Origin of the sequence: Actinotignum timonense (assembly GCF_900155575.1) — a bacterium.
GTDB classification, from domain to species: Bacteria; Actinomycetota; Actinomycetes; order Actinomycetales; family Actinomycetaceae; genus Actinotignum; species Actinotignum timonense.
In genome coordinates this window covers 1,860,037-1,884,862 of record NZ_LT706966.1, presented here as the reverse complement: position 1 = coordinate 1,884,862, position 24,826 = coordinate 1,860,037, and the positions used below count along the sequence as shown (strand labels likewise).

Annotated in this window: 20 protein-coding genes, 1 tRNA gene and 2 pseudogenes; 18 read left to right on the top strand and 5 right to left on the bottom strand. The window is 62.7% G+C overall.

Features of this window, described 5'->3' with window-relative positions; translation table 11 throughout:
- Positions 1–74: 74 nt before the first annotated feature.
- The 10 genes from CZ322_RS08015 (at position 75) to CZ322_RS07970 (ending at position 8,408) form a co-directional block, all read left to right on the top strand.
- On the top strand, positions 75–1,337 hold the full coding sequence (locus tag CZ322_RS08015) for a glutamate-5-semialdehyde dehydrogenase (protein ID WP_087070872.1): 1,263 nt from the start codon (positions 75–77) through the stop codon (positions 1,335–1,337).
- Complete coding sequence (gene nadD, locus CZ322_RS08010; RefSeq protein WP_035277256.1) at positions 1,327–2,016, top strand: nicotinate-nucleotide adenylyltransferase; 690 nt, start codon at positions 1,327–1,329, stop codon at positions 2,014–2,016. Before CZ322_RS08015 ends, nadD begins: the two co-directional genes overlap by 11 nt.
- A complete protein-coding gene (locus tag CZ322_RS08005) occupies positions 1,995–2,927 on the top strand; it encodes a hypothetical protein (RefSeq protein ID WP_234984509.1) in 933 nt (310 codons plus the stop codon). Before nadD ends, CZ322_RS08005 begins: the two co-directional genes overlap by 22 nt.
- Positions 2,924–3,412 (top strand): ribosome silencing factor, encoded by a 489-nt coding sequence (gene rsfS, locus CZ322_RS08000; RefSeq protein ID WP_087070870.1) that lies wholly within the window; start codon positions 2,924–2,926, stop codon positions 3,410–3,412. The genes CZ322_RS08005 and rsfS overlap by 4 nt, the downstream gene beginning before the upstream one ends.
- Positions 3,409–4,068, top strand: a complete 660-nt coding sequence (locus CZ322_RS07995) for a histidine phosphatase family protein (protein ID WP_087070869.1) — start codon at positions 3,409–3,411, stop codon at positions 4,066–4,068. The genes rsfS and CZ322_RS07995 overlap by 4 nt, the downstream gene beginning before the upstream one ends.
- Positions 4,069–4,159: 91 nt before the next feature.
- Positions 4,160–4,235, top strand: a tRNA-Ala gene (locus CZ322_RS07990).
- A 94-nt stretch (positions 4,236–4,329) separates the two neighbouring features.
- Entirely contained in the window at positions 4,330–5,178 is an 849-nt protein-coding gene (locus CZ322_RS07985; protein WP_087070868.1) for an HAD family hydrolase, read from the top strand.
- Positions 5,179–5,254: 76 nt separating this feature from the next.
- Positions 5,255–6,604 carry an NAD(P)/FAD-dependent oxidoreductase gene (locus CZ322_RS07980; RefSeq protein WP_234984508.1) on the top strand — a complete coding sequence of 450 codons (1,350 nt, stop codon included), beginning with the start codon at positions 5,255–5,257 and terminating at the stop codon, positions 6,602–6,604.
- Positions 6,605–6,952: 348 nt separating this feature from the next.
- Entirely contained in the window at positions 6,953–7,456 is a 504-nt protein-coding gene (locus CZ322_RS07975) for a DUF4282 domain-containing protein (RefSeq protein ID WP_087070866.1), read from the top strand.
- A gap of 199 nt (positions 7,457–7,655) precedes the next feature.
- Entirely contained in the window at positions 7,656–8,408 is a 753-nt protein-coding gene (locus CZ322_RS07970; RefSeq protein ID WP_087071199.1) for an HAD-IIB family hydrolase, read from the top strand.
- 55 nt (positions 8,409–8,463) lie between these two features.
- On the opposite strand, the gene CZ322_RS07965 is transcribed toward CZ322_RS07970, so the two are convergent.
- Positions 8,464–8,904: an HIT family protein gene (locus CZ322_RS07965; protein ID WP_087070865.1), complete on the bottom strand. Its 441-nt coding sequence runs from the start codon at positions 8,902–8,904 to the stop codon at positions 8,464–8,466.
- Between the two features lie 166 nt (positions 8,905–9,070).
- On the opposite strand from CZ322_RS07965, the gene CZ322_RS07960 reads away from it, so the two are divergent.
- On the top strand, positions 9,071–11,971 hold the full coding sequence (locus CZ322_RS07960; protein WP_087071198.1) for a leucine--tRNA ligase: 2,901 nt from the start codon (positions 9,071–9,073) through the stop codon (positions 11,969–11,971).
- 137 nt (positions 11,972–12,108) lie between these two features.
- Positions 12,109–13,086, top strand: a complete 978-nt coding sequence (locus tag CZ322_RS10425) for an aldose 1-epimerase (protein WP_301575257.1) — start codon at positions 12,109–12,111, stop codon at positions 13,084–13,086.
- A gap of 195 nt (positions 13,087–13,281) precedes the next feature.
- Here CZ322_RS10425 and CZ322_RS07950 read toward each other — a convergent pair.
- Positions 13,282–14,955 (bottom strand): annotated as a pseudogene (locus CZ322_RS07950) (helicase HerA-like domain-containing protein); the annotation flags it as partial.
- Between the two features lie 117 nt (positions 14,956–15,072).
- Here CZ322_RS07950 and CZ322_RS07945 point away from each other — a divergent pair.
- The 6 genes from CZ322_RS07945 (at position 15,073) to CZ322_RS07920 (ending at position 23,240) form a co-directional block, all read left to right on the top strand.
- Positions 15,073–16,089 carry a ComEA family DNA-binding protein gene (locus CZ322_RS07945; protein WP_087070863.1) on the top strand — a complete coding sequence of 339 codons (1,017 nt, stop codon included), beginning with the start codon at positions 15,073–15,075 and terminating at the stop codon, positions 16,087–16,089.
- A complete protein-coding gene (locus CZ322_RS07940) occupies positions 16,086–18,650 on the top strand; it encodes a ComEC/Rec2 family competence protein (RefSeq protein ID WP_087070862.1) in 2,565 nt (854 codons plus the stop codon). Before CZ322_RS07945 ends, CZ322_RS07940 begins: the two co-directional genes overlap by 4 nt.
- Complete coding sequence (gene holA, locus CZ322_RS07935; RefSeq protein WP_087070861.1) at positions 18,583–19,560, top strand: DNA polymerase III subunit delta; 978 nt, start codon at positions 18,583–18,585, stop codon at positions 19,558–19,560. Before CZ322_RS07940 ends, holA begins: the two co-directional genes overlap by 68 nt.
- A 171-nt stretch (positions 19,561–19,731) precedes the next feature.
- On the top strand, positions 19,732–21,258 hold the full coding sequence (locus tag CZ322_RS07930; RefSeq protein ID WP_087070860.1) for a Re/Si-specific NAD(P)(+) transhydrogenase subunit alpha: 1,527 nt from the start codon (positions 19,732–19,734) through the stop codon (positions 21,256–21,258).
- Positions 21,259–21,306: 48 nt separating this feature from the next.
- Complete coding sequence (pntB, locus tag CZ322_RS07925; protein ID WP_087071197.1) at positions 21,307–22,740, top strand: Re/Si-specific NAD(P)(+) transhydrogenase subunit beta; 1,434 nt, start codon at positions 21,307–21,309, stop codon at positions 22,738–22,740.
- A 218-nt stretch (positions 22,741–22,958) separates the two neighbouring features.
- Positions 22,959–23,240 (top strand): hypothetical protein, encoded by a 282-nt coding sequence (locus tag CZ322_RS07920; RefSeq protein ID WP_143231885.1) that lies wholly within the window; start codon positions 22,959–22,961, stop codon positions 23,238–23,240.
- A 140-nt stretch (positions 23,241–23,380) separates the two neighbouring features.
- Here CZ322_RS07920 and rpsT read toward each other — a convergent pair whose 3' ends face one another.
- The 3 genes and pseudogenes from rpsT to CZ322_RS07905 form a co-directional block, all read right to left on the bottom strand.
- Positions 23,381–23,647: a 30S ribosomal protein S20 gene (rpsT, locus tag CZ322_RS07915; protein WP_016442875.1), complete on the bottom strand. Its 267-nt coding sequence runs from the start codon at positions 23,645–23,647 to the stop codon at positions 23,381–23,383.
- Positions 23,648–23,807: 160 nt separating this feature from the next.
- Entirely contained in the window at positions 23,808–24,320 is a 513-nt protein-coding gene (locus tag CZ322_RS07910; RefSeq protein WP_159455019.1) for a PH domain-containing protein, read from the bottom strand.
- 140 nt (positions 24,321–24,460) lie between these two features.
- Positions 24,461–24,826: pseudogene (locus CZ322_RS07905) on the bottom strand (alkane 1-monooxygenase); the annotation flags it as partial.

The window sequence follows — 24,826 nt, the reverse complement described above, 5'->3', positions numbered from 1 at the left end:
CGCCAAGCGCGAGAGCTATTCCCATGAGATAGTCCATTCGGTAACGGGCGCCTTCCTGGCCTAAAGTAGAGACTATGACCGCAACGTTAACCGAGGGCGTGGCTGATGTGGCCCGCCGCGCGCGCCAGGCGGCGCGTTCTTTGCGGGGGGCGCAAACCACGTCAAAAAATGACGCCCTTCGCCGTATCGCCGCGATTTTGCGCAGCGAAACCGCTCGTATTGTGGAGGCGAATGCCCAGGATGTAGCCCGGGAAGAAAGCCGGCTTTCCCCGGGCATGATTGATCGCCTCCTCCTGACTGCCGAGCGCATCGAAGGGATTGCCCAGGCGGTAGAACACGTGGTGGGCTTGGCTGATCCGGTGGGCGAAGTGGTACGCGGTTCGCGCTTAGCTAACGGGATGCGTTTGCGGCAAGTGCGGGTGCCCATGGGTGTGATCGGGATGATTTATGAAGCCCGGCCCAATGTCACGGTCGATGCGGCCACCCTGGCCCTCAAAGCCGGATCCGCGGTGATTTTGCGCGGGGGGAGCGCCGCCATCCGCACCAACGAAGTGCTGGTCGAACTCATGCGCCAGGCGGTAACGGAGGCCGGGTTCCCGGCCGACTGTGTGCAGACCATTGATGCTTTCGGGCGCGCAGGTGCCGTCGAACTGATGAAATTACGCGGCCTGGTGGACCTTGTTATTCCGCGCGGGGGCGCCGGCCTTATTCAGACGGTCGTGCGTGAATCCCTGGTCCCCGTGATCGAAACCGGGGTGGGAAATAATCATGTGTACGTGGATGCCAGCGCGGATGTGGAGCGGGCTAGCGCCGTCGTCGTTAATTCGAAAACGCATCGGCCGAGCGTCTGCAATGCGGCCGAAACGCTTCTGGTCCACGCGGATATCGCACCGGAATTTATGCCGCGGATTCTGCGCGAACTTCATGAGCGCGGCGTGACCTTGCATTGCGATGCGGCCGCGCAGAGCTTCGCGGGGGATATTCCCACGCAGGCTGCAACGGAAGAAGATTGGGAAACGGAATATTTGGCGCTGGAGATGGCCGTCGGGGTGGTGCCTGATCTTGAGGCGGCGCTCGCGCATATTGCCCGCTATTCCAGCGGCCATACCGAAGCTATTGTGGCCGAGGATCAGCGTGCCATTAATCGTTTCACCTCCGAGGTGGATTGCGCGGCGGTCATGGTTAATGCCTCGACGCGTTTCACGGACGGTGGCGAATTTGGGTTGGGCGCGGAAATTGGTATTTCCACCCAAAAATTGCATGCGCGCGGGCCCATGGGTCTGGAAGAAATGACCACGACGACGTGGATTGCAGAGGGCGAGGGGCATGTCCGATAAAGACGAACCGGTGCAAATTCCTTTCGACGAACGCAAGCACCGGCGTCGGCGGATCGGGGTGATGGGCGGAACTTTCGACCCGATTCACCACGGTCACCTGGTGGCAGCCTCGGAAGTGCAGCATCGTTTCGGGCTGGACGAGGTGGTTTTTGTGCCCACCGGCCGCCCGGCTTTCAAGCAGGGGCAGCACGTGAGCCCGGCCGAACACCGCTACCTCATGGCGGTTATCGCCACCGCCTCGAATACTCGCTTTACGGTATCGCGGGTGGATATTGAGCGGCGCGGCCTGACCTACACCGTGGATACCCTGCGGGATTTGCGTGAGGTCTACCCGGATGCGGATCTGTACTTCATTACCGGAGCGGATGTTATTCCGGAGATTTTGCGCTGGAAGAACGCCGAGGAACTGTGGGGGATGGCGCGTTTCATCGGGGTAACGCGCCCCGGGCACAATATTGACGTATCCGCGCTTCCTAAACACGCCGTGGAAATTGTGGAGGTTCCCGCCATGGCGATTTCTTCCACGGATGTGCGCGAGCGGGTGAAGGCCCACGAGCCCATCTGGTATTTGGTGCCCGAAGGCGTGGTGCAGCACATTAGAAAATACAAACTTTATGCCCAGCGCGAGGCACCGGGTAAACTTGACAAAGGACAGTCGTGCCGAGAGGAGAAGAAATGAGCGAGGGCGGGCGGCGCCTCACACGCAGCGAGATGCGCGAGCGCGGACTCCTAAAACCTCTCGAAGAAGGCGAAGCTTCGCCGGTAGAAGAATTGCGGCGCACCCGGGATATTCCGGTGGTGCGGGCAACGCGGCGGCGCGCCATTCTGGCCGAGCGTGCCGAAGCGGTTGAGGCAGCTGGGGCGGCTGAAGTTTCAGAAGCGGCTGAATTTTCAGAAGCGGCTGAAGGTGCTGACGTAGCTGAAATGGTGGCACCGCTGGCGGAAGACGAGGGCGCTCCCACCCAGGCATACGAACCTGTGAGCGCGGCCAAACCCCGCGCGATCCTTGAAGAATCCGCGCCCGCGGGGGAGCGCATCTCCGTTTTTGACCGTTTCGAAGCCGATACCGAGGCAAGTATTGGCGAAGAAGAACACTCGCTCATGCCGCCGTTTGCGGCTTCGGCAGCAGCTGCCGCGGTGGTCCCTGCCTCGCAAGTGGCCCCGGAATCGGTATCGGCTTCCGAGCCTGCTCCGGAACCGGAAGCGGCAGCGGAGTTTTCCGAAGGCGGCAGCCTGCGCGAACGTTTGCTTGCTCGCACCCAAAGCGATGCTTTGCGTGCCTCGGTTACGGAGCAGGAGCCGGTGCCGGCGGTGGTCGAAAATACCGGGAACGACGCCGCAGCGCCGTTCCCGCCCGCTTCCGTTCCCGCGGCGCAGCCGGATCCGCTCGCGCACGAATATGTAGACGAAGATGAACTTGACGACGAATCCTCCCCGCGCCGCTGGACGATGACCATGCTGCTGCTCATTGTAATTAGCGTGGTGCTTGGCCTGGTTATCGGGTTCTTCTTCCTCCAGCACGGCGCGCAGGCCGCGCCTGGTGATCTTGTGGCATCCAGCATTACCCCCGATATCAAGGAGATCTTGTGACAGCTTCGGACCGCGCGATTGAGCTCGCCCGTATTGGAGCCGCAGCAGCGGCAGAGGTGAAAGCAACATCGATTGAAGCTCTCGACGTTGGTGAGCGTTTCGGCATTTCCGATGTTTTCCTTATTATTTCCGGTGATTCGGAGCCGAAAGTGCGCGCCATCGTGGATCGCGTGGAGGAGAAACTCGACGAAGCCGGCGGGCAGCGCTTGCGCCGCGAAGGACTCACCTTCGACCCGCGCTGGGTGCTCCTGGATTACGGCGAACTCATCGTGCATATTCAGCGCGATGAGGACCGTGATGATTACGCCCTCGCGCGCCTGTGGGCCGATTGCCCGCATGTGGATCTTCAGCTAGATGATGAAGCTGTTATTACCGGAGCGCAGGTGCCCGCGGTGCCGGAGGTTGCTGCGGAATCCGAGGAACAAGGGGAACCCGGGGACTCCAGGGACTCTGAGGCGGTCGGTACCGCTGAGGTAGATGCATGAGTGCAGATCGCATCCTGCTCTGGCGCCACGGGCAAACTGATTACAACCTGGCCTGGCGAATCCAGGGCTCCACAGATATCCCTCTCAATGCGGTAGGCCTGGGCCAGGCACGTTACGTGGCTCCCTATATCGCCGCTGCCGGCCCGGCCCGCTTCGTGGCGTCCCCGCTGCAGCGCGCCTATGCCACCGCTCTCGAGGCCGCCAAGCTGGTAGGCCTCGAGGTGGCAACCGATACGCGTCTAGAAGAACGCTGTTTCGGACTTTTCGAGGGCCTGACCCGCACCGAGATTGCCGAACGCTACCCGCGCGAATTCGCGCAGTGGCGGGCGGGGGAGGAACCCGTAGGTGTCGGTGTGGAAACAAAGGAACACGTGGGCGCACGCGTGGCCGCCGCGATTAGCGAAGCCAGCGCGGATATGGACGGTGGCCTGCTGGTGGTAACCGCGCACGGCGCGGCGATCACCTGCGGACTCGGGGTACTCCTTGGGTGCGGGGCACAATGGCAAGGCCTGGGCGGCTTGGATAACTGCCACTGGGCCATGCTGCAGCGGCGTAAGAATGCGGAGTCGCAATGGCGCCTTACCGGCTTCAACCGTTTCCTCGCCGATGAGCACGATCCGGTGAAAAACTTTGAGGTCGAAGGGCCGGAAGGCTAAGCACTCACCTGCAAGAATGCGATGCTCGACACAAAATCCGGTTCCGATTTGCCAAGCGTTTCTTCTCCGACTAAAGTTCTATAAGTCGCTTGGGGCTATGGCGCAGTTGGTAGCGCGCTTCCATGGCATGGAAGAGGTCAGGGGTTCGAATCCCCTTAGCTCCACCAAGATGAAATTTCGTATTTTCACCCGATTCATACACTCGGTTACTATCGTTGCTATGAGCACAGCGGAATCCACCATCCCCAGGAATGAGTGCTAATGCCACGCCATCAGCTGGGAGTATTAGACGCATCCGGGCACATCACCTATTGCGAACGTCAATTTGCCCGGCCCACGAATGTTCTTTTCGACGTGGACGGCACCCTCACGGACGCTAGCTCACGGGTACTCCCGGAAAATATCCGCGCCCTGCAACAGCTCCACGCCGCCGGCATCCCGATTACCCTGGCGACCGGGCGTATCATCGCCGGGGCGGCCGATATCCTCACGGAAGCCGGGGTACCCGGATGGGTGGTGGCTGAAGGCGGCTCCATCGTCTGGGACGGGCACGCGGTAGTGCGCCGCCACCCGCTCGGCACCGCTGCCTATGCGCGCGCCATCCGCTTCGCGGAGGACCACCGCCTCGGCATAGTCGTCAATGGCAGCGAGAGCGTCGTCGTACAAAGTTTTGGGGCGCCCCTGTATGAGGACGTTATTTGCAACGCTTCCGCGGGGCGGGAACCGCTCCGCGGCGACGTCGCCGGCCTTGCGGCCGATACCATCACGAAACTCTCCTTCTCCGGAACCGAAACTGAACTGGACCGGCTTCGTGGACTCTGGCAGGAGGCGTTCCCCGGGGCGGTGCGTGGGCACGCGAATTTTGTTGATGTGGTGGCTCCCGGGGTGACCAAGTGGGAGGGAATTGAGCTGGCGCTGCGGGCGCGCGGGCTGGACGCGGCACACACTTTAGGGGTGGGGGACTCCGCCAATGACATTCCCTGGATGCGTGAAATCGCGCTGAGCTGTGCAATGCCGCAGGCCAGCGCCGAAACTACGGCCGCGGCTCGCTGGATCCTCCCCGCGGGTCCCGCGCCGGTTGCCGATCTGGTGGCGGCTGTGCTGCGGTGATATTTGCTGAGTGTCACTATTTTGCGCGTAAGTGAAGTATTGGAAACTAGCTCACATATCCACTATGTTATGGGGTATGAGTCACAATATTAAAGGAAGTGCGTTACCGCATGTGGTCATCGTCGGAGGTGGCTTTGCCGGTATCCAAGCGGCACGTGGCCTTCGCGAGGCACCCGTGCGGGTAACGCTCATTGATAAGAATCCGTACACCACGTTCAAGCCGCTGCTTTTCCAAGTGGCTTCGGGCGCGCTCAACGCGGGGGATATTACCTACAACCTGCGTGCATTGCGGAGCAAGCAGAAGAATCTGCGTTTCGTGCTCGGGGAGCTCCAGCACGTGGATACGGATAATAAAATCATCGAGCTCGATGACGAGCGCACGATGGCTTATGACTACCTCGTCCTCGCCACCGGTGTGAGCGCTGCTTACTTCGGTATTAAGGGCGCCGCGGAGCACACCTTGCCGATGTACACACGCGATGAAGCGCTTCAAGTACGCGACCGGCTTTACGGGCTGCTGGACGGCATGGACGCCGCCGAAAATGCCGGGCCATTCCGGGTTGTTGTGTGCGGGGCGGGCCCCACCGGCGTGGAAACCGCCGGCGCCATTGCCGAACTGCGCAATTTCGATTTCGAGACGCTCTATCCCAGCATCGATACCGAGCAATTTGAGATCATCCTCGTGGATATGGCACCCACGGTCCTCGGGCCTTTCGATGAGAAGAGCCGTAACGCCGCCCACCGCGCTCTCGAAGATCGCGGCGTGAAAGTGCTCCTCAACCAGGCCGTTTCCGCGGTGGAGGACAACCGTATCCTGGTGAAGAACACCAAGACGGAAGAAGAAGAGTGGATTGACGCCTCGCTGATCGTTTGGTCCTCCGGGGTGGGGGTTCCGCCCGAGGTCAAGGAATGGAGCGTGCCGCAAGGTGCGCGCGGGCGCATCCAGGTGAACGAACACTTCCAGGTGGAAGGGGTCGACGGCGTTTTCGCTGCCGGCGACGTTGCTGTGAGTGGCGAACGCGGGCTTCCGCAGCTGGCCCAACCTGCTATCCAGGGCGGGCGGCATATCGCCAAGGTCATCTCCAATAACCTGGCGGGCAGGGAAACCGAGCCTTTCGAGTACTTCGACAAGGGCACCATGGCCACCGTGGGCGTTGGTTTCGCGGTGACCGAAATTCCGCATCTGCCGGCCATTACCGGGAAGTTCTCCTGGCTCATGTGGAATGCCTTGCATATCCAGCAGCTCCAGTCCGGGCGGGAAATGTTCGCGACCTTTGCCAACCTCGCTTCGAAGTACTTCCTCTTCCCCAAGCGCCACGATGTGATCGTGGGGGATATCCACCCCTTCTCGCGGCGGGCGCGCCAGGGTACCGTAAGTGCCTCTCCGAAGCTGGATAGCGAAGAACTGGAGAAGGTCGGAGCGTAGGACACTGCGGTGATATCCGTAGTGCGGCGCCGATCCGGAACGTAGCGGGCCGGGGGGATGGCTACCTCAAGATTTTTCTGTCGTAACCTCATGCCATCATTCAGGTATGAATGAGATACTGCCAGAAGATGTCCAGGTAGCCCTATCCCTCGGCCCGCCCTCAGGTCCCGTGCTGGATCTGTCCTATTCGCGGTGGCCGCTACGAATAGCTACGCTTAGTTGGTACCTACCCGCCTCCGGCGGGTAGTGAGATGAATACGCGCGTTTCCACTTTCTTGGTATTTTAAGTGTGAAGTGCCTCGGGTCATGATCGCGTCGTGGCCATCGCTCGTTACGGAAGGAATACTCATGAGCGAACAGAATAACCAGTTCCCTGATAATAACCCCGGTTATGGTCAGCAGAGCGCCCAGCCGGAACAGCAGTCCTACCAGCAGGGCTTTGACCAGCAGAATCAGCAGAGCCAGCAGAATCAGGCGCAGGGCCAGCCCTATATCCCCGCCCCGCAGCAGGGCCAGTGGGCACCGTCAGCTTACTCAGCGCCGGGCTACGGCTACCCGCCGCAGCCCCAGCAGCCGCACAACCCTTCTGGTTTCGCGGCGCTGTTCTCCACGAACTTCTCCACTCGGGTAGCGCGTTCTATCGCGCCGATCATCATGATCATCGCCTTTATCGTGGCCGGCTGCCATGTGCTCGTCTCGCTTTTCGCGATGATTAGCGTTTTCGGTGAATACACTCCCACCACGGTTGCGCTCGCCGGAGTCCTCAGCTTCCTCCTCAGCCTCGTGGTTGCTGTTCTTATTATTGGCGGGGCCCGGTTGCTCTGCGAAGCAGCCATCAAAGACGAACAATAAGCAGGTCTAGCACGCCTGGCCAGGCCGCGCGCTTCTCACCAGCCAGCTGCCCTGCCGCGCGAAACCCACCAGCGGGCTGATACATCGCGATGTATCAGCCCGCTGCGTCGTCGTAAGAATACGTGGGTATTGGACCGGATCTGTGCATTAAGCCGGCCATTATTTCGCATCTGCCCGGCCCATGCACCATACTGTGGCTATGACGTCTTACCGCCTTATTGCTTTTGACCTGGACGATACCCTGGCACCCTCCAAATCCGCGCTGCCCGAACGCATGGCGCGGGCCCTGCGGGCATTGCTGGATACTTACGAGGTATGCGTGATTTCCGGCGGGCAATTCGGGCAGTTCGAAAGCCAGCTCCTGGAAGGGCTGGACGGCACTCCCGCGGAGCTCGCGCGCCTCCACCTCATGCCCACCTGCGGAACCCGCTACCTTGTTCACGATGCGGGGCAGTGGCGCGATGTGTACGTCCGCAACCTCACCGCGGAAGAACGCCGGGACGCGGCACTGGCCTTGGAAGAAGAAGCGCGCCGGCTCGGCCTGTGGGAAAGCACTACCTGGGGGGAGATCCTGGAAGACCGCGGCTCCCAGGTCACGTTCTCCGCGCTCGGACAAAGTGCACCGCTGGAAGCGAAACGCGCCTGGGATCCGAGCGGGGAAAAGAAAAACGCGCTGCGAGAAGCTGTCGCAGCGCGTCTGCCGCACCTGGAAGTGCGCTCGGGCGGTTCAACCTCCGTGGATATTACCCGCAAAGGCGTGGATAAAGCCTACGGAATCGCAGAACTCTCCAAGCAAACCGGCATCCCCATCGCGCAGATGCTTTTTGTGGGGGACCGGCTCGATCCGGCCGGTAACGACTACCCGGTGACCCGGCTCGGCATTGATACCCACGCGGTACGGGACTGGACCGACACTGCCGAATTCATTGAGAACCTGGTGGGGCTGGCCTAAACCGCTGCGCGCGGGCCGCAAGCCTTGCCTGCAACGCGGGTCTAAGCGAGTTCGCCTAGGCGAGGGAACCGAGCTGCTCGGGAACAAAAGCCTCCCAGCCCTGTTCGCGTAGGGCCGCGCGCAATTCCTCCATGGCCGCGTCCAATTCGACTCCGGGCACATCCTTGCGTGCAGACGCAAAACTGGTGACGTTTTCGGAATCGGCGGGAATAACGTGCAGGTGGGTGTGGGGCACGCCCAGACCGGCGATGACCAGCATCGCCCGATCCACCCCGAAAGCCGCGATCTGGGCTTTACCGATCCGCTTGGCAACGATGAAAAGATGCGCCGCCGTGTCATCATCAAGATCGGTGAAGCGATCAATTTCCGCGCGTGGCACAACCAGAACATGCCCGCGGGCGTGCGGTTCAAGAGTTGCGAAAGCAACGCACACGTCGTCGGCCCAAACGAAACGACCCGGAATCTCGCCGGCAATAATTTTTGAAAAGACGCTCATGGCACCAGTCTAGCCGCCGGCTTTGCTGGCCCGTGGATGCCGGCTGCACGGGCCGCGGCCGCCAGCGCCGCCTTCCCGCTGTGGACGACCTGAGATTTGTCGTAGGAGAGAGCTACAATTGACCGAAGTCGACCGTCGAAAAGGAGTACCCTTGAGCGCTGAGGATATGACCCAGTTCCGCTACACCGCGGAGCTGGCAAATGAGATCGAAGCCCACTGGCAGGAACGCTGGGAAGAGGAAGGTGCCTTCTACGCCGCGAACCCGGTTGGGGATCTCGCGGGTGATACCTCGGCGCCGAAGTTCTTTATCCAGGACATGTTCCCCTATCCTTCCGGGCGCGGCCTGCACGTGGGCCATCCGCTCGGCTATATCGCCACGGATACCGTGGCCCGCTACCACCGCATGAAGGGTGAGAACGTCCTCTACACCATGGGCTATGACGCCTTCGGACTTCCCGCCGAACAATTCGCGGTACAAAACGGCAAGCACCCGGCCATCACCACCGCGGAAAATATTGCCAATATGGCCGCCCAGCTGCACCGCCTCGGGCTCTCCCACGATTCGCGCCGCGTTTTCTCCACCACCGATATTGAGTACGTGAAGTGGACCCAGTGGATTTTCACCAAAGTATTCAATTCCTGGTTTGACCCGGATTACCCGCGCCGGGACGGACGCGGCAACGGAGCTGCCCGGCCCATCGAGGAACTCGAAGCGAAATTCGCTAGCGGGGAAAAGGCCACTCCGGACGGTCGGCCCTGGGAGGAACTCTCCAAGAAAGAAAAGGCGGAGGCGCTCAGCGAATACCGCCTGGTTTACATCAAGGAAGCACCCGTTAATTGGTGCCCGGGCCTGGGAACGGTGCTCGCCAATGAGGAAGTGACCGCCGAAGGGCGCTCCGAACGCGGCAACTTCCCGGTGTTCCGGCGCAATCTCGCCCAGTGGATGATGCGGATCACCGCCTACGCGGATCGCCTCGTCAGCGATCTGGATACCATCGACTGGCCGGATAAAGTGCGAGCCATGCAGCAGAACTGGATCGGGCGCTCCCACGGCGCCACGGTTCGTTTCGAACTTTCTGACGGCTCCGGGCGGGTCCTGGATGTGTATACCACCCGCCCCGATACCCTCTTCGGGGCCAGCTTCATGGCCGTTGCTCCCGAACACGCCGCCCTGGGCGGGACCGAGCCGGGTGCGGAAGCCGATGCGCAGGCCCTCCAGGTTCCCGATAGCTGGCCGGAAGGCACCCGCGAAGAATGGACCGGCGGATACAACACCCCGCGCGCAGCGGTAGCGGCCTACCGGGCGCGCGCCGCCGCGAAATCCGATATGGAACGCACCTCGGATACCCACGAAAAGACCGGTGTTTTCTCCGGGCTCTTCGGGATCAACCCGGTCAATGGCGCCAAGGTTCCGGTTTTCGTGGCGGATTACGTGCTGGTCGGTTACGGAACCGGCGCCATTATGGCTGTTCCCGCTCACGATGACCGCGATTGGGCTTTCGCGCGCGAATACAATCTGGATGTTATTCGCACCATCGGCCCGGCGGAGGATCCGTACGGCCCGAACCTGGACGAAGGCGCCTACACCGGGGACGGCATCCTCGTCGATTCCGCCAATGAGGACATCTCCCTCAACGGCATGAGCAAAACGGAATCCATGGCCGCTATTATCGCCTGGCTGGAAGAACGCGGCGCCGGAACCGCAACCGTCACCTATCGCCTGCATGATTGGCTCTTCTCGCGCCAGCGCTACTGGGGTGAACCCTTCCCGATCATCTGGGATGAGGAGGGGATTGCACACGCGCTACCCGAATCGATGCTCCCCTTGGAGCTGCCCGAAATGGAAGACTTCTCGCCGGCGTCTTATGATGCCGACGACGCAGATTCGCTGCCCCAACCCCCGCTGGAACGCAATCCGGAATGGGTGAATGTCGAGCTTGACCTGGGGGATGGCCTCAAGAAGTACCGCCGCGAAACCAATACCATGCCGCAGTGGGCTGGCTCGTGCTGGTACGAATTGCGCTATGTGGATCCCACCAATGCCGATAGCTTCTGCGCCCCGGAAAATGAAGCCTACTGGATGGGCCCGCGGCCCGAGTCCGGGAACACCTCCGGAGGGGTGGATTTGTACGTGGGCGGCGTCGAACATGCTGTGCTCCACCTGCTGTACGCACGTTTCTGGCACAAGGTCCTCTTTGACCTGGGTTATGTTTCTTCCTCCGAGCCGTTCCACAAGCTCTTCAACCAGGGCTACGTACAGGCCTATGCCTATACCGATTCCCGCGGGGCCTATGTGCCGGCCGATGAGGTAGAAGAACGCGAAGAAAATGGGGAAGCGGTCTTCTACTACCAGGGGGAGAAAGTCAATCGGGAATACGGGAAGATGGGCAAATCCCTCAAGAACATCATCACGCCCGATGATATGGCCGACCAGTACGGTGCGGATACCTTCCGTGTTTACGAAATGTCCATGGGGCCCCTCGATGTTTCCCGCCCCTGGGATACCCGCGCGGTGGTGGGTTCGCAGCGCTTCCTCCAGCGGCTGTGGCGCAATATCGTTGATGAACGCACCGGCGAGGTGACGGTCAGCGATACCGCTCCCGATACCGAAACCGCGAAACTGCTGGCCCGCACCATCGCGGGTGTGGCCGACGATTACGACCATATGCGTATTAATACCGCGATTTCCAAGCTCATCGTGCTCAATAACCACCTCACCGGGCTGGAGGCGGTGCCGCGGGAAGCCGCCTGCGCTATCGTGGCGATGGTGGCCCCGGTGGCTCCCCATATTGCCGAAGAACTCTGGTCGCGTTTGGGCCAGCCCGGCCTGGTGGCGCGCGCTGCTTTCCCGCAGGTCAGCGATGCCTCGCTGCTGGTGGATGACACCGTGACCTGCGTGGTGCAGGTGAAGGGTAAAGTCCGGGCCCGCCTGGAAGTACCCCAGGATATTTCCGATGCGGATCTGACCGCTCGGGCCCTGGCGGAAGAACGGGTGCAGTCCTTCCTGGACGGCGAACCGCGCAAGATTATCGTGCGGGCACCCGGACTCATTAATATCGTTCCGTAAAGCGGATACTGGTTTGGGCGCGGGGCCGGGTTCAGACCCAGAATCCGGCCCCGGTCCGGAAGCTAGTTCAAGCTCGGAACTCGGGCACCAATCCAAGGGAAGGAACCCGCGGGAGTAAGGAGGACATCGTGGCACGTATGCGCATCACGACGCACGACTTTGACGGTAAACCGGCATGGCTTCTCAGCGCGCCCGGCGGAGCCAGTGCCCTCGTGGCGGCGCGCGGTGCCACCCTCCTCTCCTGGAGTCCGGACGGCGAGGTGTTTTCCGGGTACCGCAACGCTGCCGAATTGGAGGAGGCAGCCGGTGGGCGCGGGCTTATTGAGGCACCTTGGGTGGGTCCGCTCGCCGGTGGGCGCTACACCTGGGATGGGCAAAGCTACCAGCTGGAGGCGGATACTGCCGGGCGCTGCCTGCGTGTCCACAACTGCGAATTCCAGCGCGAACGCTCCGCGGATGCCCTTATTTTGCGGGCGGAACTTCCCGCGGTCACCGGGTACCCCTGGCCGGTGGGCCTACAAGTGGTGTACGCGCTGGGGGATTCCAGCGCGGGCACCCATAATCTTTCCGTCAGCGTGGAAGTAACGAACCGCGGTGAAAGCTGCGCTCCGGTGGCGCTTGCGTGGAACGGGTACATGCGTTTCCCGCAGCTCGCCTCCGTTTCAAAAATGTCGGCAACGGTCAGCGCTCGCACTAAAATTGCCGCCGACGCCCAAGGAATCCCGGCCCCCGGAGATGCCGCGCTCACCGGGGTGAGCACCCCGGTCGAGTGGCCGGTGCTCGGAGCTAGCCGGATCGACTCCACCTTTACCTCGCTGGTACCCACCAGTGACGGCATCGTGGCAACCGTCCTGACCGATCCGGCCCGCGAACGCGATATTATCCTCGCTCAGGAACCCAGCGAAGCACCCTATGTGCGGCTGTGGACCGGGGATACGCTGGAGCGCGGGGCACGGGAAGCCCTCCTGGTGGCCCCGGCTTCCGCCCTTCCCAATGCTTTTAATCGCTCGGATCAGGTGGGCCGGGTGGCCCTCGCCCCGGGCCAGTCCCGCAGCCTTACCGTCACCATCAGCTATCCGGCCGGCGCTAGCGGCGCCGCCCGAAAATCGAATTAATAATCGAGCGGCCCAGGGATCGCCCGGCGCTGCGCACCACCGAATCGATGGCGGCATCGCGGCGCCGCGCCTGGCGCTCAGCTTCCTTTTCTGCATTCCGCTGGGCCCGCTGGGCGGCCCGCTCGGCTTCTCGTTCCGCGGCTGCCAGCTTTTTTCTGCCTCGCGGGCGGCTTTCTTCGCCGCGGCCTCCTCGGCCCGCCGCTGCTCTTCCGCTTCTTTAGCTGCCGCTGCCGCGGCTTCCAGCTGCGCGCGCCGCTCGGCAACCGCGCGGGCCGCTCCCTCGCTCGCGGCCTCCCCGGAAAGAGGAGCAGGCCGAGGTGTTGCTCCGAGGGCGGTGCGCAAGGCAGCCGGGCTGGCCGGGCCCATGACGGAGCGCGGCGCCCATAGCCGAGTAGGGGCCACCGCCGTAGGGGCGCCGTCGTCGCCCAAACCCGTGACCACAGCTTCACCGGTCCCTAGCGCGGGCAGCACGGCCGCAATATCCAGGGGCGAGAAGGGGAAAGTTTTTGCCGTTTCGTTGAGAACCTTGACGTCCTTGGGGGTGTGGGCGCGCAGGGCGTGGTGAATCCGGGTGCCCAGCTGCGCGAGCACCGATTCGGGGATATCCTGCGGGGTTTGGGTGACGAAGAAAACACCTACGCCCTTGGAACGGATGAGGCGCACCACCCGGGTTACTTCGTCCACGAAATTCCGGGACGCACCCGAGAACAGCAAATGCGCTTCGTCGAAGAAAAATACCAGGCGGGGCAGGGGAGTATCGCCCACCTCCGGCAGGTCGGAAAAGAGCCGGCTGAGCACCCACATCGTGAACGTGGAGAAAAGTTCGGGCATATCGCGCACGTCCGGTAGCTCAAGGGCGGAAATAACACCGCGCTCGCCTTCGTGGGCAATGAGTTCGCTCGGGCTAAAGGAGGGACGCTGGAAAAACACATCGCCACCCTGCGCGGCCAGGGCGGATACCTCGCGCAAAATCACGCCGGCGGTCGCGGTGGAGACCCCACCGATACCGGAAAGTTCCGCCTTGCCATCCGTGGTCAAATAATGGAGCACCTCGCGCAGATCCTCCAGGGTGTACAGGCGCAGATTCTCCTGCTCCGCCCACGCGAAAACCAAGGCCAGCGCCGATTCCTGGGTGTCATTCAATTTCAGGGCCCGCGCCAGCAGCAAAGCACCGAAATCCTCCACCGTGGAACGTAGCGGCACCCCGGTAGTTTCGGTGAGGGAATACAGATGCAGTGAGAACGAGGCCCCCGTCCATTCCTGCCCCAAGGCGCGGGTGCGCGCCGTGAGCTTATCGGAAGCCGTGCCCGCCTCGCACAGGCCGGAAAGATCGCCCTTAATGTCGGTAAGGAAAACGGCCACGCCGGCCGCGCTCAGCTGTTCAGCCAGCAGCTGGAGGGTACGAGTTTTCCCGGTGCCGGTCGCCCCGCACACCAGCCCGTGCCGATTGAAACTCGCGAAAGGCAGCCGCACCAGCACATCGGGCCGCGGATTCCCGGCCGGGTCCAGGTAGGCGCCCAGGGTGAGAGCCGGGCCGGCTACCTGGTAGCTGCGCGCCACCTCGTTCGCGTAATCGTCTTTATTGGGTTCCGGGGATTGTTCCGGGGAGTCTTGCGGCGACGACGCCGCCGGCTGCACGGGTGGGTGCGTCTCTGCCGCGGTGGCGGTTTCAGTGGTGTTCTCTGTCGGCGTGTTTCCCGCAATATCGGATGCGGCCTGAGCCGTGGTGGTGGGCGGGGTATCAGTGGCAATTGTGGCGGCGAGGGCGGCATCGAGGCGAGCCTGGGCGAGTTCGGCTTCCGCGCGGGCAGCTTTAGCAGCGGCTTCGGCCGCCTCGGCGCGCAAGCGGGCAATATCGGCGTCGTTCATACCAATATTGTAGAGCGGCGATGCCTGAAACTATCCACAGCTGGCCAAACGTCGGCGTTATCCCCACGTGTGCCGGGGCGCCGGCACCAGGTGCGCGCGGGCGCGCATGATAGGCCCATGACTACCTCATTACCGCACCCAGCCCCGCGCCTCAGCCTGCCCCGCACCGATCCGATACCGGAGGCAGGCCTGGATCCGAGTGCGGGCGGGCCGCCAGGTAGAAGTCGGGGTGGGCCGCCGGGCCGGAGCGCGGTACGGGATTTCGCGGCTCTTGCCCTCGGTGCTGGTACCGGTGAAGATATCGCCGTGCTCACCACGCCCGCGCAAGCATCGCGGTGGCGCTGGTCTCCCCGAACACTTGGCGCTTTCGCCGTTGCTCTGTTGGGTGGGCTCCTCATTCTTGGGGTGCTGGCCTGGCTTGGGCGCGGGGGCGGTCCGGCCTCCGCTAGCCCCGCCGCGGTACCACCGGGGAGCAGCGTGGCCGGCCCGGTTTCTACCACTGAAGGCCCGGCCGTGGTTTCCTCAGGCCCGCCAGCTACTCCGGGTGTATCTCAAGGCGGAGCGGCGCGCGGCGAATCTGGGCCGGCCACCCCCACCGCGGGCGAATCCAGTCCCACAACTATCGTCGCCTGTATTTCCGGTGAGGTGGCAACCCCGGGAGTATATAGCGCTCCCGGCGGAGCCCGGGTGAACGACCTGGTGGAATTAGCCGGCGGACTCACCCCGAGTGCGGACGGTGCCGCGATCAATCTTGCCGAACCCGTAACTGATGGCTCCCATATCCATATACCCGCACCCGGTGAAACACCGCGAGTGCTGTCCGGTTCGGGAGGCAACGCGAACCCGGGTGGGAGCGGTGGCAGCAAAGGCGGAAAGAATGGAGGCGCTGGAGGTGGAGGCGGCGGGGCCGCTGGCGGGGGATCCGGGAAAAGTAATTCCGGTGCTCTCGTTAACCTCAATACTGCCTCTGCTAGCGACTTGGAGACCCTTCCCGGGGTAGGCCCGGCCACCGCCCGGGATATTCTCAGCTGGAGGGAAAACAACGGTCCTTTTACCTCCCCGGAGGATCTTCTCGAGGTCCCCGGTATTGGGCCAGCTAAATTCGATAAGCTGTCCGCCTTGGTGACAGTATGACCGACGTTCGCGCCCGCGCCCGTACTCGTACCTGCACCCATACTCGTGGCAGCCAGCGCTGCTCGGCATCTGCGAACGCGGGCCACGGCCAAGATATGCGCCTTCTTCCACCGGCTGGTGCAGCTCTGGGCGGGGCGTGGGCGGCGCTGAATGGGTACGCGCAGTTCGCGTTCCTCGGCGCCGGCCTGTGTCTGGCGGCAGCCTGGGCGGTAGCCGGTCGTGCCCGTTTCCGTCCGCAGCTGCGCGGGAGGGCAAGCGGGGTAGTCTTGGGCATCCTCGCGGTGGCGTGCACGGGGAGTGCTACCAGTATCGCCGGGCTGCTCGTCCTCTCCGGGGCACATATCCCAACAACCAAGGCAAGCGTGGAACTGGAAGCCGTTATCGCGACCCGCCCGGAGCCCTCCACCACGCCGTGGGGAGAAGGAAAATGCACCGCGCTCCTGCGCCCTAGCACAATCACCACCGCGGGCCCGAACGGGGTGCGACTCGATGTCGGCCCGCGTGCGCGTATCCGCGCGGAGCTTCCCTGCACCGCATTAGCTGGCCAATATGTGATGGGCCACGGCCGCCTCACCGCGGTGGAAGGGCGGCGTGAAAGTGCCCGCTGGTCCGGGTCCGCACTCCAACTAAGTGGAAGCGGCGCACTCAGTGCGCGCGTTGTCCACCGCATCGATACTGCGCTCGCCGCGCTGCTTTCTGCCCGCCCGGAGCACGCCCGCGGCCTCATTCCCGGGGTAGCGCTAGGCGACGATACCCGGGTATCACCAGAACTTGAAGAAGCCATGCGCACAACCGCACTCACTCACCTCATTGCGGTATCCGGGGCCCATGTCTCGCTCGTCCTCGGCCTCATTATTATGGCGGTTGGCCGGGCCCGGCCCTTACGCACCGCCCTCGCCGGAGCGGTTGGTTTAGGCGGACTGGTGATTCTGGTGGGCCCCGCACCCTCAGTTATCCGCGCGGCACTCATGGGCCTGGTGGTGCTGGCGGCACTCGGAATGAACCGCCGTAGCCAAGCCATCAATGCCCTGAGCTGCGCGAGCATCGCGGCTGCCCTTATTGATCCCTGGCTCGCAACCGGCTACGGTTTCCTGCTTTCCGCCAGCGCCACCCTCGGAATTATCTGCGGGGGATACCGGCTTACCGACTACCTCACCCGGTTCTTTCCGGCCACCCTGGCCCGGGTCATCGCTATTCCTCTGGTAGCCCAACTATCTTGCCTACCCGTACTCCTCCTCTTTACCGAAGCCGGGTCGCTCTGGGCGGTGCCCGCCAATGCCCTTGTGGCACCCGTGGTCGCACCACTGACCATTTTCGGACTCGTCGGCGCGCTCACGGCCCCGCTATTCCCCATGCTCGCCAGTCTCGCCATCTCCGGTGCCGCTTTATCAACGTGGTGGATTGACCAGGTAGCCCGCCTGCTCGCCTCCCTACCCGGATCGGGAATTCCCCTCGTTCTTGCCGGCATCGGTCATATATGCGCGGTTCTGGCGCTCCTGGTGGTGCCCCGCCTGAGTGCGGTCATTATTCTTGTGGGCGCGCTCGCGGCTCTCGGGTTATCGCGCTGGCCCGGGAGCCCAGCGATTCCTCCCAACTGGACGGCGGTGCAATGCGATGTGGGCCAGGGATCAGCTTTCCTCTACCGGGTGCGCGGATACACAATCATGATCGACGTGGGGCCGCAAACCCCAGCTGCTGCCCGGTGCTTGGCAGATGCTCAGGTGAGCCATCTTGACCTGCTCATCCTCTCCCATTTCCACTCCGACCACGTAGAAGGATTACGTGACGTTCTCACATCCACCACCATCAGCGCGGTATGGATATCACCAAATTCCGCCCCGAAGCCCCAGTCTCGCACCGCCCTGGAACTGCTCGAATCGCACTCCATTCCGGTTAGTGTGGTAGCCGCGGGAACAACACTGCGGGTAGATAATGTGCCCATTGCTCGGATTCTCAGCCCGCGGCCGGGTGCGCGTAGCATTCCCGAGGAAGCTAATGCCGATTCCCTCGTTGTTCTCCTCGATGCCGAGGGAGTGGATAGCCCGCGCCGGGCCGGCGGTAGCAGCTCGGCCCGCGGCACTAGCTCGCCAGGCGGCACTAGCATGGTCAGCGGCAGTAGCTCACCCAACGGCACCACCATGGCCGCCCAGCGCATTGTGGTTCTCGGCGATGCGACTGCCCCGGCCCAGGAACGCCTCGTGGGCGCGGTTGGGCCGGTTGATATCGCCGTCGTCGCCCATCACGGAAGCGCGGACCAATCCGAGCGCCTCGCCCGTGAACTTGACCCCGCAATTGCCCTCATATCCGTAGGCGAGAACAGCTACGGGCACCCCTCCGCGCGCGTCTACGAACTCTATGCCGGCGCGCACATCTATCCGACTCTCACGTGCGGGGCAATAGCGTGGGCGGAAGGTGAGCTGGTATCGAAGTGCGCGGAACCGGTGCGGCCACCTGCCGTTCAGCAGGTGAGTTATGACATGAGAGAATGGAACCATGGCAGCCAAAGAACGCACGGTCGGGTACGACGCCCTCCGCTTAGAACCGGTCATCCTCATTATTAGTGCAGAGCCGGTGCTGGCCGAGCGCGCCTGGGCCCGGCTTGTAAGCCTCGCTCGCCAAGAACACCCCGAGGTGCAGGTCGTGCGCCTAGACGCCGCATCCTACGAGCGCGGCTCCCTCGCCCTCCACACCTCACCCTCACTTTTCGGGGACCACCGCATCGTCGTCGTGACCGGCGCCGAACACATGAATGACGCGTTCCTCGCGGAAATGCTCGCCTACCTCCCGCAGCCCAACGCGGATATCCCCGTGATTATCCAACACGGGGGAGGCACTCGCGGCAAAAAACTCCTCGACGCCATCGCGGCGGGGGGCTGGCAGGTAGCCCGCATCGAAAAAATCAAACGCGATGATGATAAAGCGCGTTTGGTGACGGCGGATGTGCGGGCCGCCGGGCGCAAAATCACGGACGGCGCGGTGCGGGCCCTCGTTGATGCCCTCGGCCAGGACCTGCGCGAACTCCTCAGCGCTACCGCCCAGCTCCTCGCCGATGTGGAGGGGATGATCACCGAAGATCATATTCGGGATTTCTACGCCGGGCGCAATGAAGCAACCCCCTTTGAGATCGCGGACGCGGCCCTGGCCGGGCGCACCGGCCAAGCTTTAGCGCTGGCCCGCCACGCCTTCGCCACCCGAGTCAACCCCGTCCCTATCGTGGCCGCGCTCGCGGCGAAACTGCGCCAGCTCGCCATCGTCCAAGCGCCGGGAATCAGCCAGAAGGAATTGAAAATGGCGCCCTGGCAAGCCCAACGGGCTCGCCGGGAAGCCCGCGGATGGAGCGACGCCGGGCTCGGGCACGCCATCCGAGCCGTGGCGCTCGCCGATGAACAGGTCAAGGGTGCCTCCCGCGATCCGCAGTACGCCGTAGAACACGCGATTATTGCTATCGGGCGCGCCCGGCGCGGCAGGTAGTATCCGGCGCGGTCGATACGCCGGGCCGCAGTCTCACACTTTCCGGCGCGCTCAGGCCCTTTCGGGAAACGTGGAATAATAAGGGATGTCCCGCGGCGGCGCGACAATGGCGTATCTGGAGCGCCGCCCACGCAGAACGCAGCACGGCAGTGCTGTACTGAGGAGCACTTTATGCTTGTTGGAATACCTAAAAGTACCCGCTCGGGTGACCCCCTGGTGGCGGGCACCCCCGATACCGTAGCCAAGCTCATCGCTTTGGGCTACGAGGTCGCGGTGGAAACGGGGGCGGGGGAGGCATCGTCCTACCCCGATAGCCAGTACGAAAGCGCGGGCGCACGCCTCGTCTCCGCACAAGAAGCCTGGGCCGCGGATATTGTGTTAGCCACCGACGCCCCGGATATCAGCTACCTTGACCGCATGAGCCGCGGCGCCACCCTCATTGCGCGCATGAACCCGGCCGGCTCACCCGAACTTATCGAGGAACTTTCGCGCCGCGAACTCACGGCCCTGGCGCTTGACGCAATTCCGCGTATTTCCCGCGCCCAGTCCATGGACGTACGGTCCTCCATGGCTAATATTTCCGGCTACCGGGCCGTGATCGAAGCAGCCTCCCACTTCGGGCGGCTTTTCACCGGCCAGGTCACCGCCGCCGGTAAAGTTCCCCCGGCCACCGTGTACGTTATCGGAGCGGGCGTTGCCGGGCTCGCCGCGGTCGGCACCGCCAATTCCATGGGCGCAATCGTTAAAGCAACGGACGTGCGTGCTGATGTGGCCGAACAGGTCCAGTCCATGGGCGCCGAATTCGTCGAGATCCCGGTGCGCCAGGAATCCGCGGACGGTTACGCCCGCGAAATGACCGCGGATCAGGCCAATGCCGCCGGGGTTGTCTACGCCCGGGAAGCCGCCGCCGCGGATATTGTTATTACGACGGCGCTCATCCCCGGCAAGCCGGCCCCGCTCCTTTTGGACTCTGAGGCAGTGGCCGCCATGAAACCCGGCAGCGTTATCGTGGATTTGGCGGCGGCCAACGGCGGAAACGTGGCCGGCACCCGCCCGGGAGAAATCGTCCACACCGCCAACGGCGTCACAATTATCGGCTACGAAGATCTCGCCTTGCGCCTGCCCGGCCAAGCTTCCCAGCTTTTCGGGCAGAACCTCGTCAACTTCCTCAAACTCACCACCCCGCAGAAGGATGGCCAGCTGGTCCTGGATACCGAGGATGATATTGTGCGCGGCATTCTGGTCACCCTCGGGGGAGCGGTGGCCTGGCCACCCCCGCCCATCAAGGTCTCGGCCGCCCCGGCCGCGCCCCCGGCGCCTCCCGCACCTCCGGTTGCGCCCGAACCGGCCCGCCCCAGCGCCGTGCGCTACCTGTGGGCCGGCCTGGCAGCGGCGGTAGCGCTGTGGATTCTCTTCACGGCCCCGCCGAGCATGACCTCGCATTTCATCGTGTTCATGCTGGCCTGCGTGGTGGGCTTCTACGTCATCACCTCGGTGACGCACGCGCTGCACACCCCGCTCATGTCCGTGACGAACGCGATCTCCGGAATCATCGTGGTGGGGGCAATCCTCCAGCTCGGTTCCGGGCATATAGCCGTGACCATCCTTGCCGCCATCGCCCTCACCATCGCATCCATCAATATTTTCGGTGGATTCCTGGTGACCGCGCGCATGCTGTCTATGTTCAAGAGGAGCTAAGCCGTGCTCACCACTATTAACGACGTTGTCACCCTCGCCGCCCCGAGCTTGGGCGGTCTCAAGGTCGCTGCTAGCGTGCAAACCGTCGCCTACCTGGTGGCGGCCCTGCTCTTCATCCTCGCCCTAGCCGGGCTTTCCAAACAGGAAACTGCGGCGAAAGGCAATATTCTGGGCGCCATCGGAATGCTGCTGGCCCTTGTTGCCACGATTATCGCGGTCCTCGCTTACCCCACGGAATCTTCTTCCGTTGTTATTGTGCTGGTGCTCGTGATTGCTCTCGTGGTGGGCGGCGGCATCGGGATCTGGCGGGCCCGCACCGTAGAAATGACGGGCATGCCCGAACTCATTGCCCTGCTGCATTCCTTCGTGGGTGCGGCAGCGGTGCTGGTGGGCTACAACTCTTTCCTCCAGCAACCCGGGGAAGATTTCTCCCCCACAAATGCCTTCCATATGGGCGAAGTGGGCTTGGCGGTGTTCATCGGCGCGATCACCTTCACCGGCTCGGTATGCGCCTACCTGAAACTCGCGGGGAAGATCCCCGGCAAGCCGCTGGTGCTTCCGGCCCGTAATCTCCTCAATCTGCTCGCGATCCTGGCGTGCCTGGGACTTATTATTTGGTTCGCCTGGACCCGCGGGGTGGGGGCCGGCCTCATTCCCCTCATCCTCATCACGATTATTGCGCTGCTGCTCGGAGCACATATGGTGCTCGCGATCGGCGGTGGCGATATGCCCGTCGTCGTATCAATGCTCAATTCCTACTCGGGTTGGGCGGCAGCGATGGCCGGCTTCACCCTCGGCAATGACCTCCTTATCATTACCGGAGCGCTGGTGGGGTCCTCGGGCGCGTACCTCTCCTACATCATGTGCAAGGCCATGAACCGTTCCTTCATTTCCGTGATCCTCGGCGGTTTTGGGTCCGACGGCGCAGTTACCGGGGAGGCGCGTGACTATGGCAGCCACACGGAAACCACCGCGGCGGAGGTGGCCCAAGAACTCGCGGACGCTAGCTCGGTGATTATTGCCCCGGGTTACGGTATGGCCGTGGCCCAAGCCCAATATCCGGTGGCGGAGCTGACGAAGAAGCTGCGCGATAACGGAACCGAGGTGCGTTTCGCTATCCATCCGGTGGCCGGGCGCCTGCCCGGGCATATGAACGTGCTGCTGGCCGAAGCGAAAGTCCCCTATGACATCGTGGAGGAAATGGACGATATTAACGATTCCTTCGCTGATACCGATGTCGTGCTGGTTATCGGGGCGAATGACACTGTCAATCCTTCGGCTTCCGAGCCCGGTTCGCCCATCGCGGGTATGCCGGTGCTGCATGTGTGGGATGCCAAGAAGGTGATCGTATTCAAGCGATCCATGGGCAATGCCGGCTATGCCGGAGTGCAAAACCCGCTGTTCTTTAATGAGAATACCGATATGCTGCTCGGCGATGCCAAGGCATCCGTGGATGCCATCAACGCGGCTTTCCCCGGTTAAGGTAACTCTGCTCCGCGTCCCAACCCGGGCGCGGCCGGGGCGAGCTGCACAACTATAACCGCTTAGGGAATCCCTCAGTTAGCGCAGGTGGCCGGAACACCTTTCAGGTTCCGGCCACCTGCGCTACATGTATATCGCGGAAATACCGGAATGCATGAGCCAAAATTCCACATATGAGACGGGGATCACGTTATAATGAAGGTGTCAATTACCGTGGAATGAAGAAGAAAGGAGGAAGGAATATGCGTTCGAAGAGGTATTTCTATTTCTCGCAACTTGCACTCGGAGCTACTCTGGGAGGCTGCATTGCGAACATATTGACAGATAACCGTTGGTACGATTTCACTCTGATTCCCGCCCTTGTCACTCTTGCGTTACTCGGCCTTGCGCTGTGGCAGCGGCACCGTGAAAACGAAGTACGCGCTACGCTGCGCCGTTTGGAAATAGAACGCCGCGGTTTGGAAGCGGAACGAGAAGGCGAGCACGAAGGAGAAGAATGAGAAAATTCGCGCCGGATGCGAACGGATATGAAAAGCGGCTGGAACGCCTGGGTTCCAGCCGCTTTTCTCTAAGCATCAGCGCGGTAGAGATAACAGATACAACCGCGCCAGAGGTCCGGCCTGCATGGCCGGAGCATAGCCTACTTGGCCAGTGCGTTCACGCGCTTAGCAAGCTTCGACTTGCGGTTCGCTGCCTGGTTGCGGTGAATAACACCCTTGGACACAGCCTTGTCCAGCTTGCGGGAGGCCGCGGCCAGGAGGGTTTCCGCCTCTTCGGCATTGCCGGCTTCCACGGCAAGGCGAGTCTTACGGATGTAGGTCTTCAGTTCCGACTTAACGGCCTGGTTGCGAAGGCGACGCTTCTCGTTCGTCAGAACGCGCTTCTTCTGCTGCTTGATATTAGCCAATGAAATATCTCTTTCGGTCAATCGCTAGGCGATAGATGAATATGGTCGGAGAGGGAAGCGTTCCTCGTAGGACTGCGGGCGTGGGGCACCCGTGGTTGTTACGAAAGAACAAGGACTTGCCACCCGACCGGTGAAAGTCCATCTCCAAACACTACCAGAATCAGGCGGTTTCGCGCGAGACCCCAGTGTGAATCCCCTCTCCCGCGCGCTTGTCCAGCAGCGTATTCAGGAACGTGGTGACAGCGGGAAGATTCGCGATGCGGCGCAGGGTGACGGTGGCACCTGACGTCGTCGTCACAAGAAGGGAACCGGAGGTCCCGGTACCTGAAGGTTGCGCATCCACCCGTGCCACCGCGGCGAGCGGAAGATCATGCCCGAGCTTCGTGAACACCCCGCGCCGGGTAATAATCCTGCGGTTGGTAATACTCACCGTGCTCATATACCACTGCAGCCACGGCCATCCGGCAATCGCAATAAGCGCGCCCGCCCCGACCGCCACCACCAGCCACCCGGCCAGCGGCTGCCACCGAGCCGGCAGCGCTACCACTCCGAGCATCGCGAGGAACACCACCGCCGCGGCACCGAGCGCCCGCGGCAGCAAATGCCGGGCATCGGGGTGCATGTGGACAAGGAGTTCTTCGCCGGTTCCGAGTAGTTTTTGCGACAGAGGCATACTAACCATCGTGCCACAAAGAAAACGCGGGCGTGTGAAGCGGCCGATAGCGTGGGGGAGAGAAACGCGAAGCTACGCGTTACGGTACGACGCCGCGCCCAACTGCCAGCCGGCGCCTAGCTGCCAGCGCCGCGCATTCCTCAGTTATCCAAGCCGTAGCCACGCGCGGCCAGCTCCAAGCAGGCCAGCGATTCGTCATGCGAAGTAGCCTGCACTGAAATCATGAGCTCATCGGCCTGCGCATCGCGGGCGAACTTTCGCAGATACTCACCCACCTCGGCCGCGTCCCCCACCGCGGTGTAGCGCAGCATATCGAGGATTTGGCGGGCTTGCGCGCTGTCCATCACCGCATCAAGATCCGCATCGGATATATCGCGGCCCGGCGCCCCGCGCAGCAGCATATTCCGGACCCGGGCCCGCTTGACCCGCTCGAATTCACGGGCGGCTGCCTCCGAAGTTTCTGCGGCGGGTCCACTCCCCCCCCCCACAACACATGGCGCGGCCCC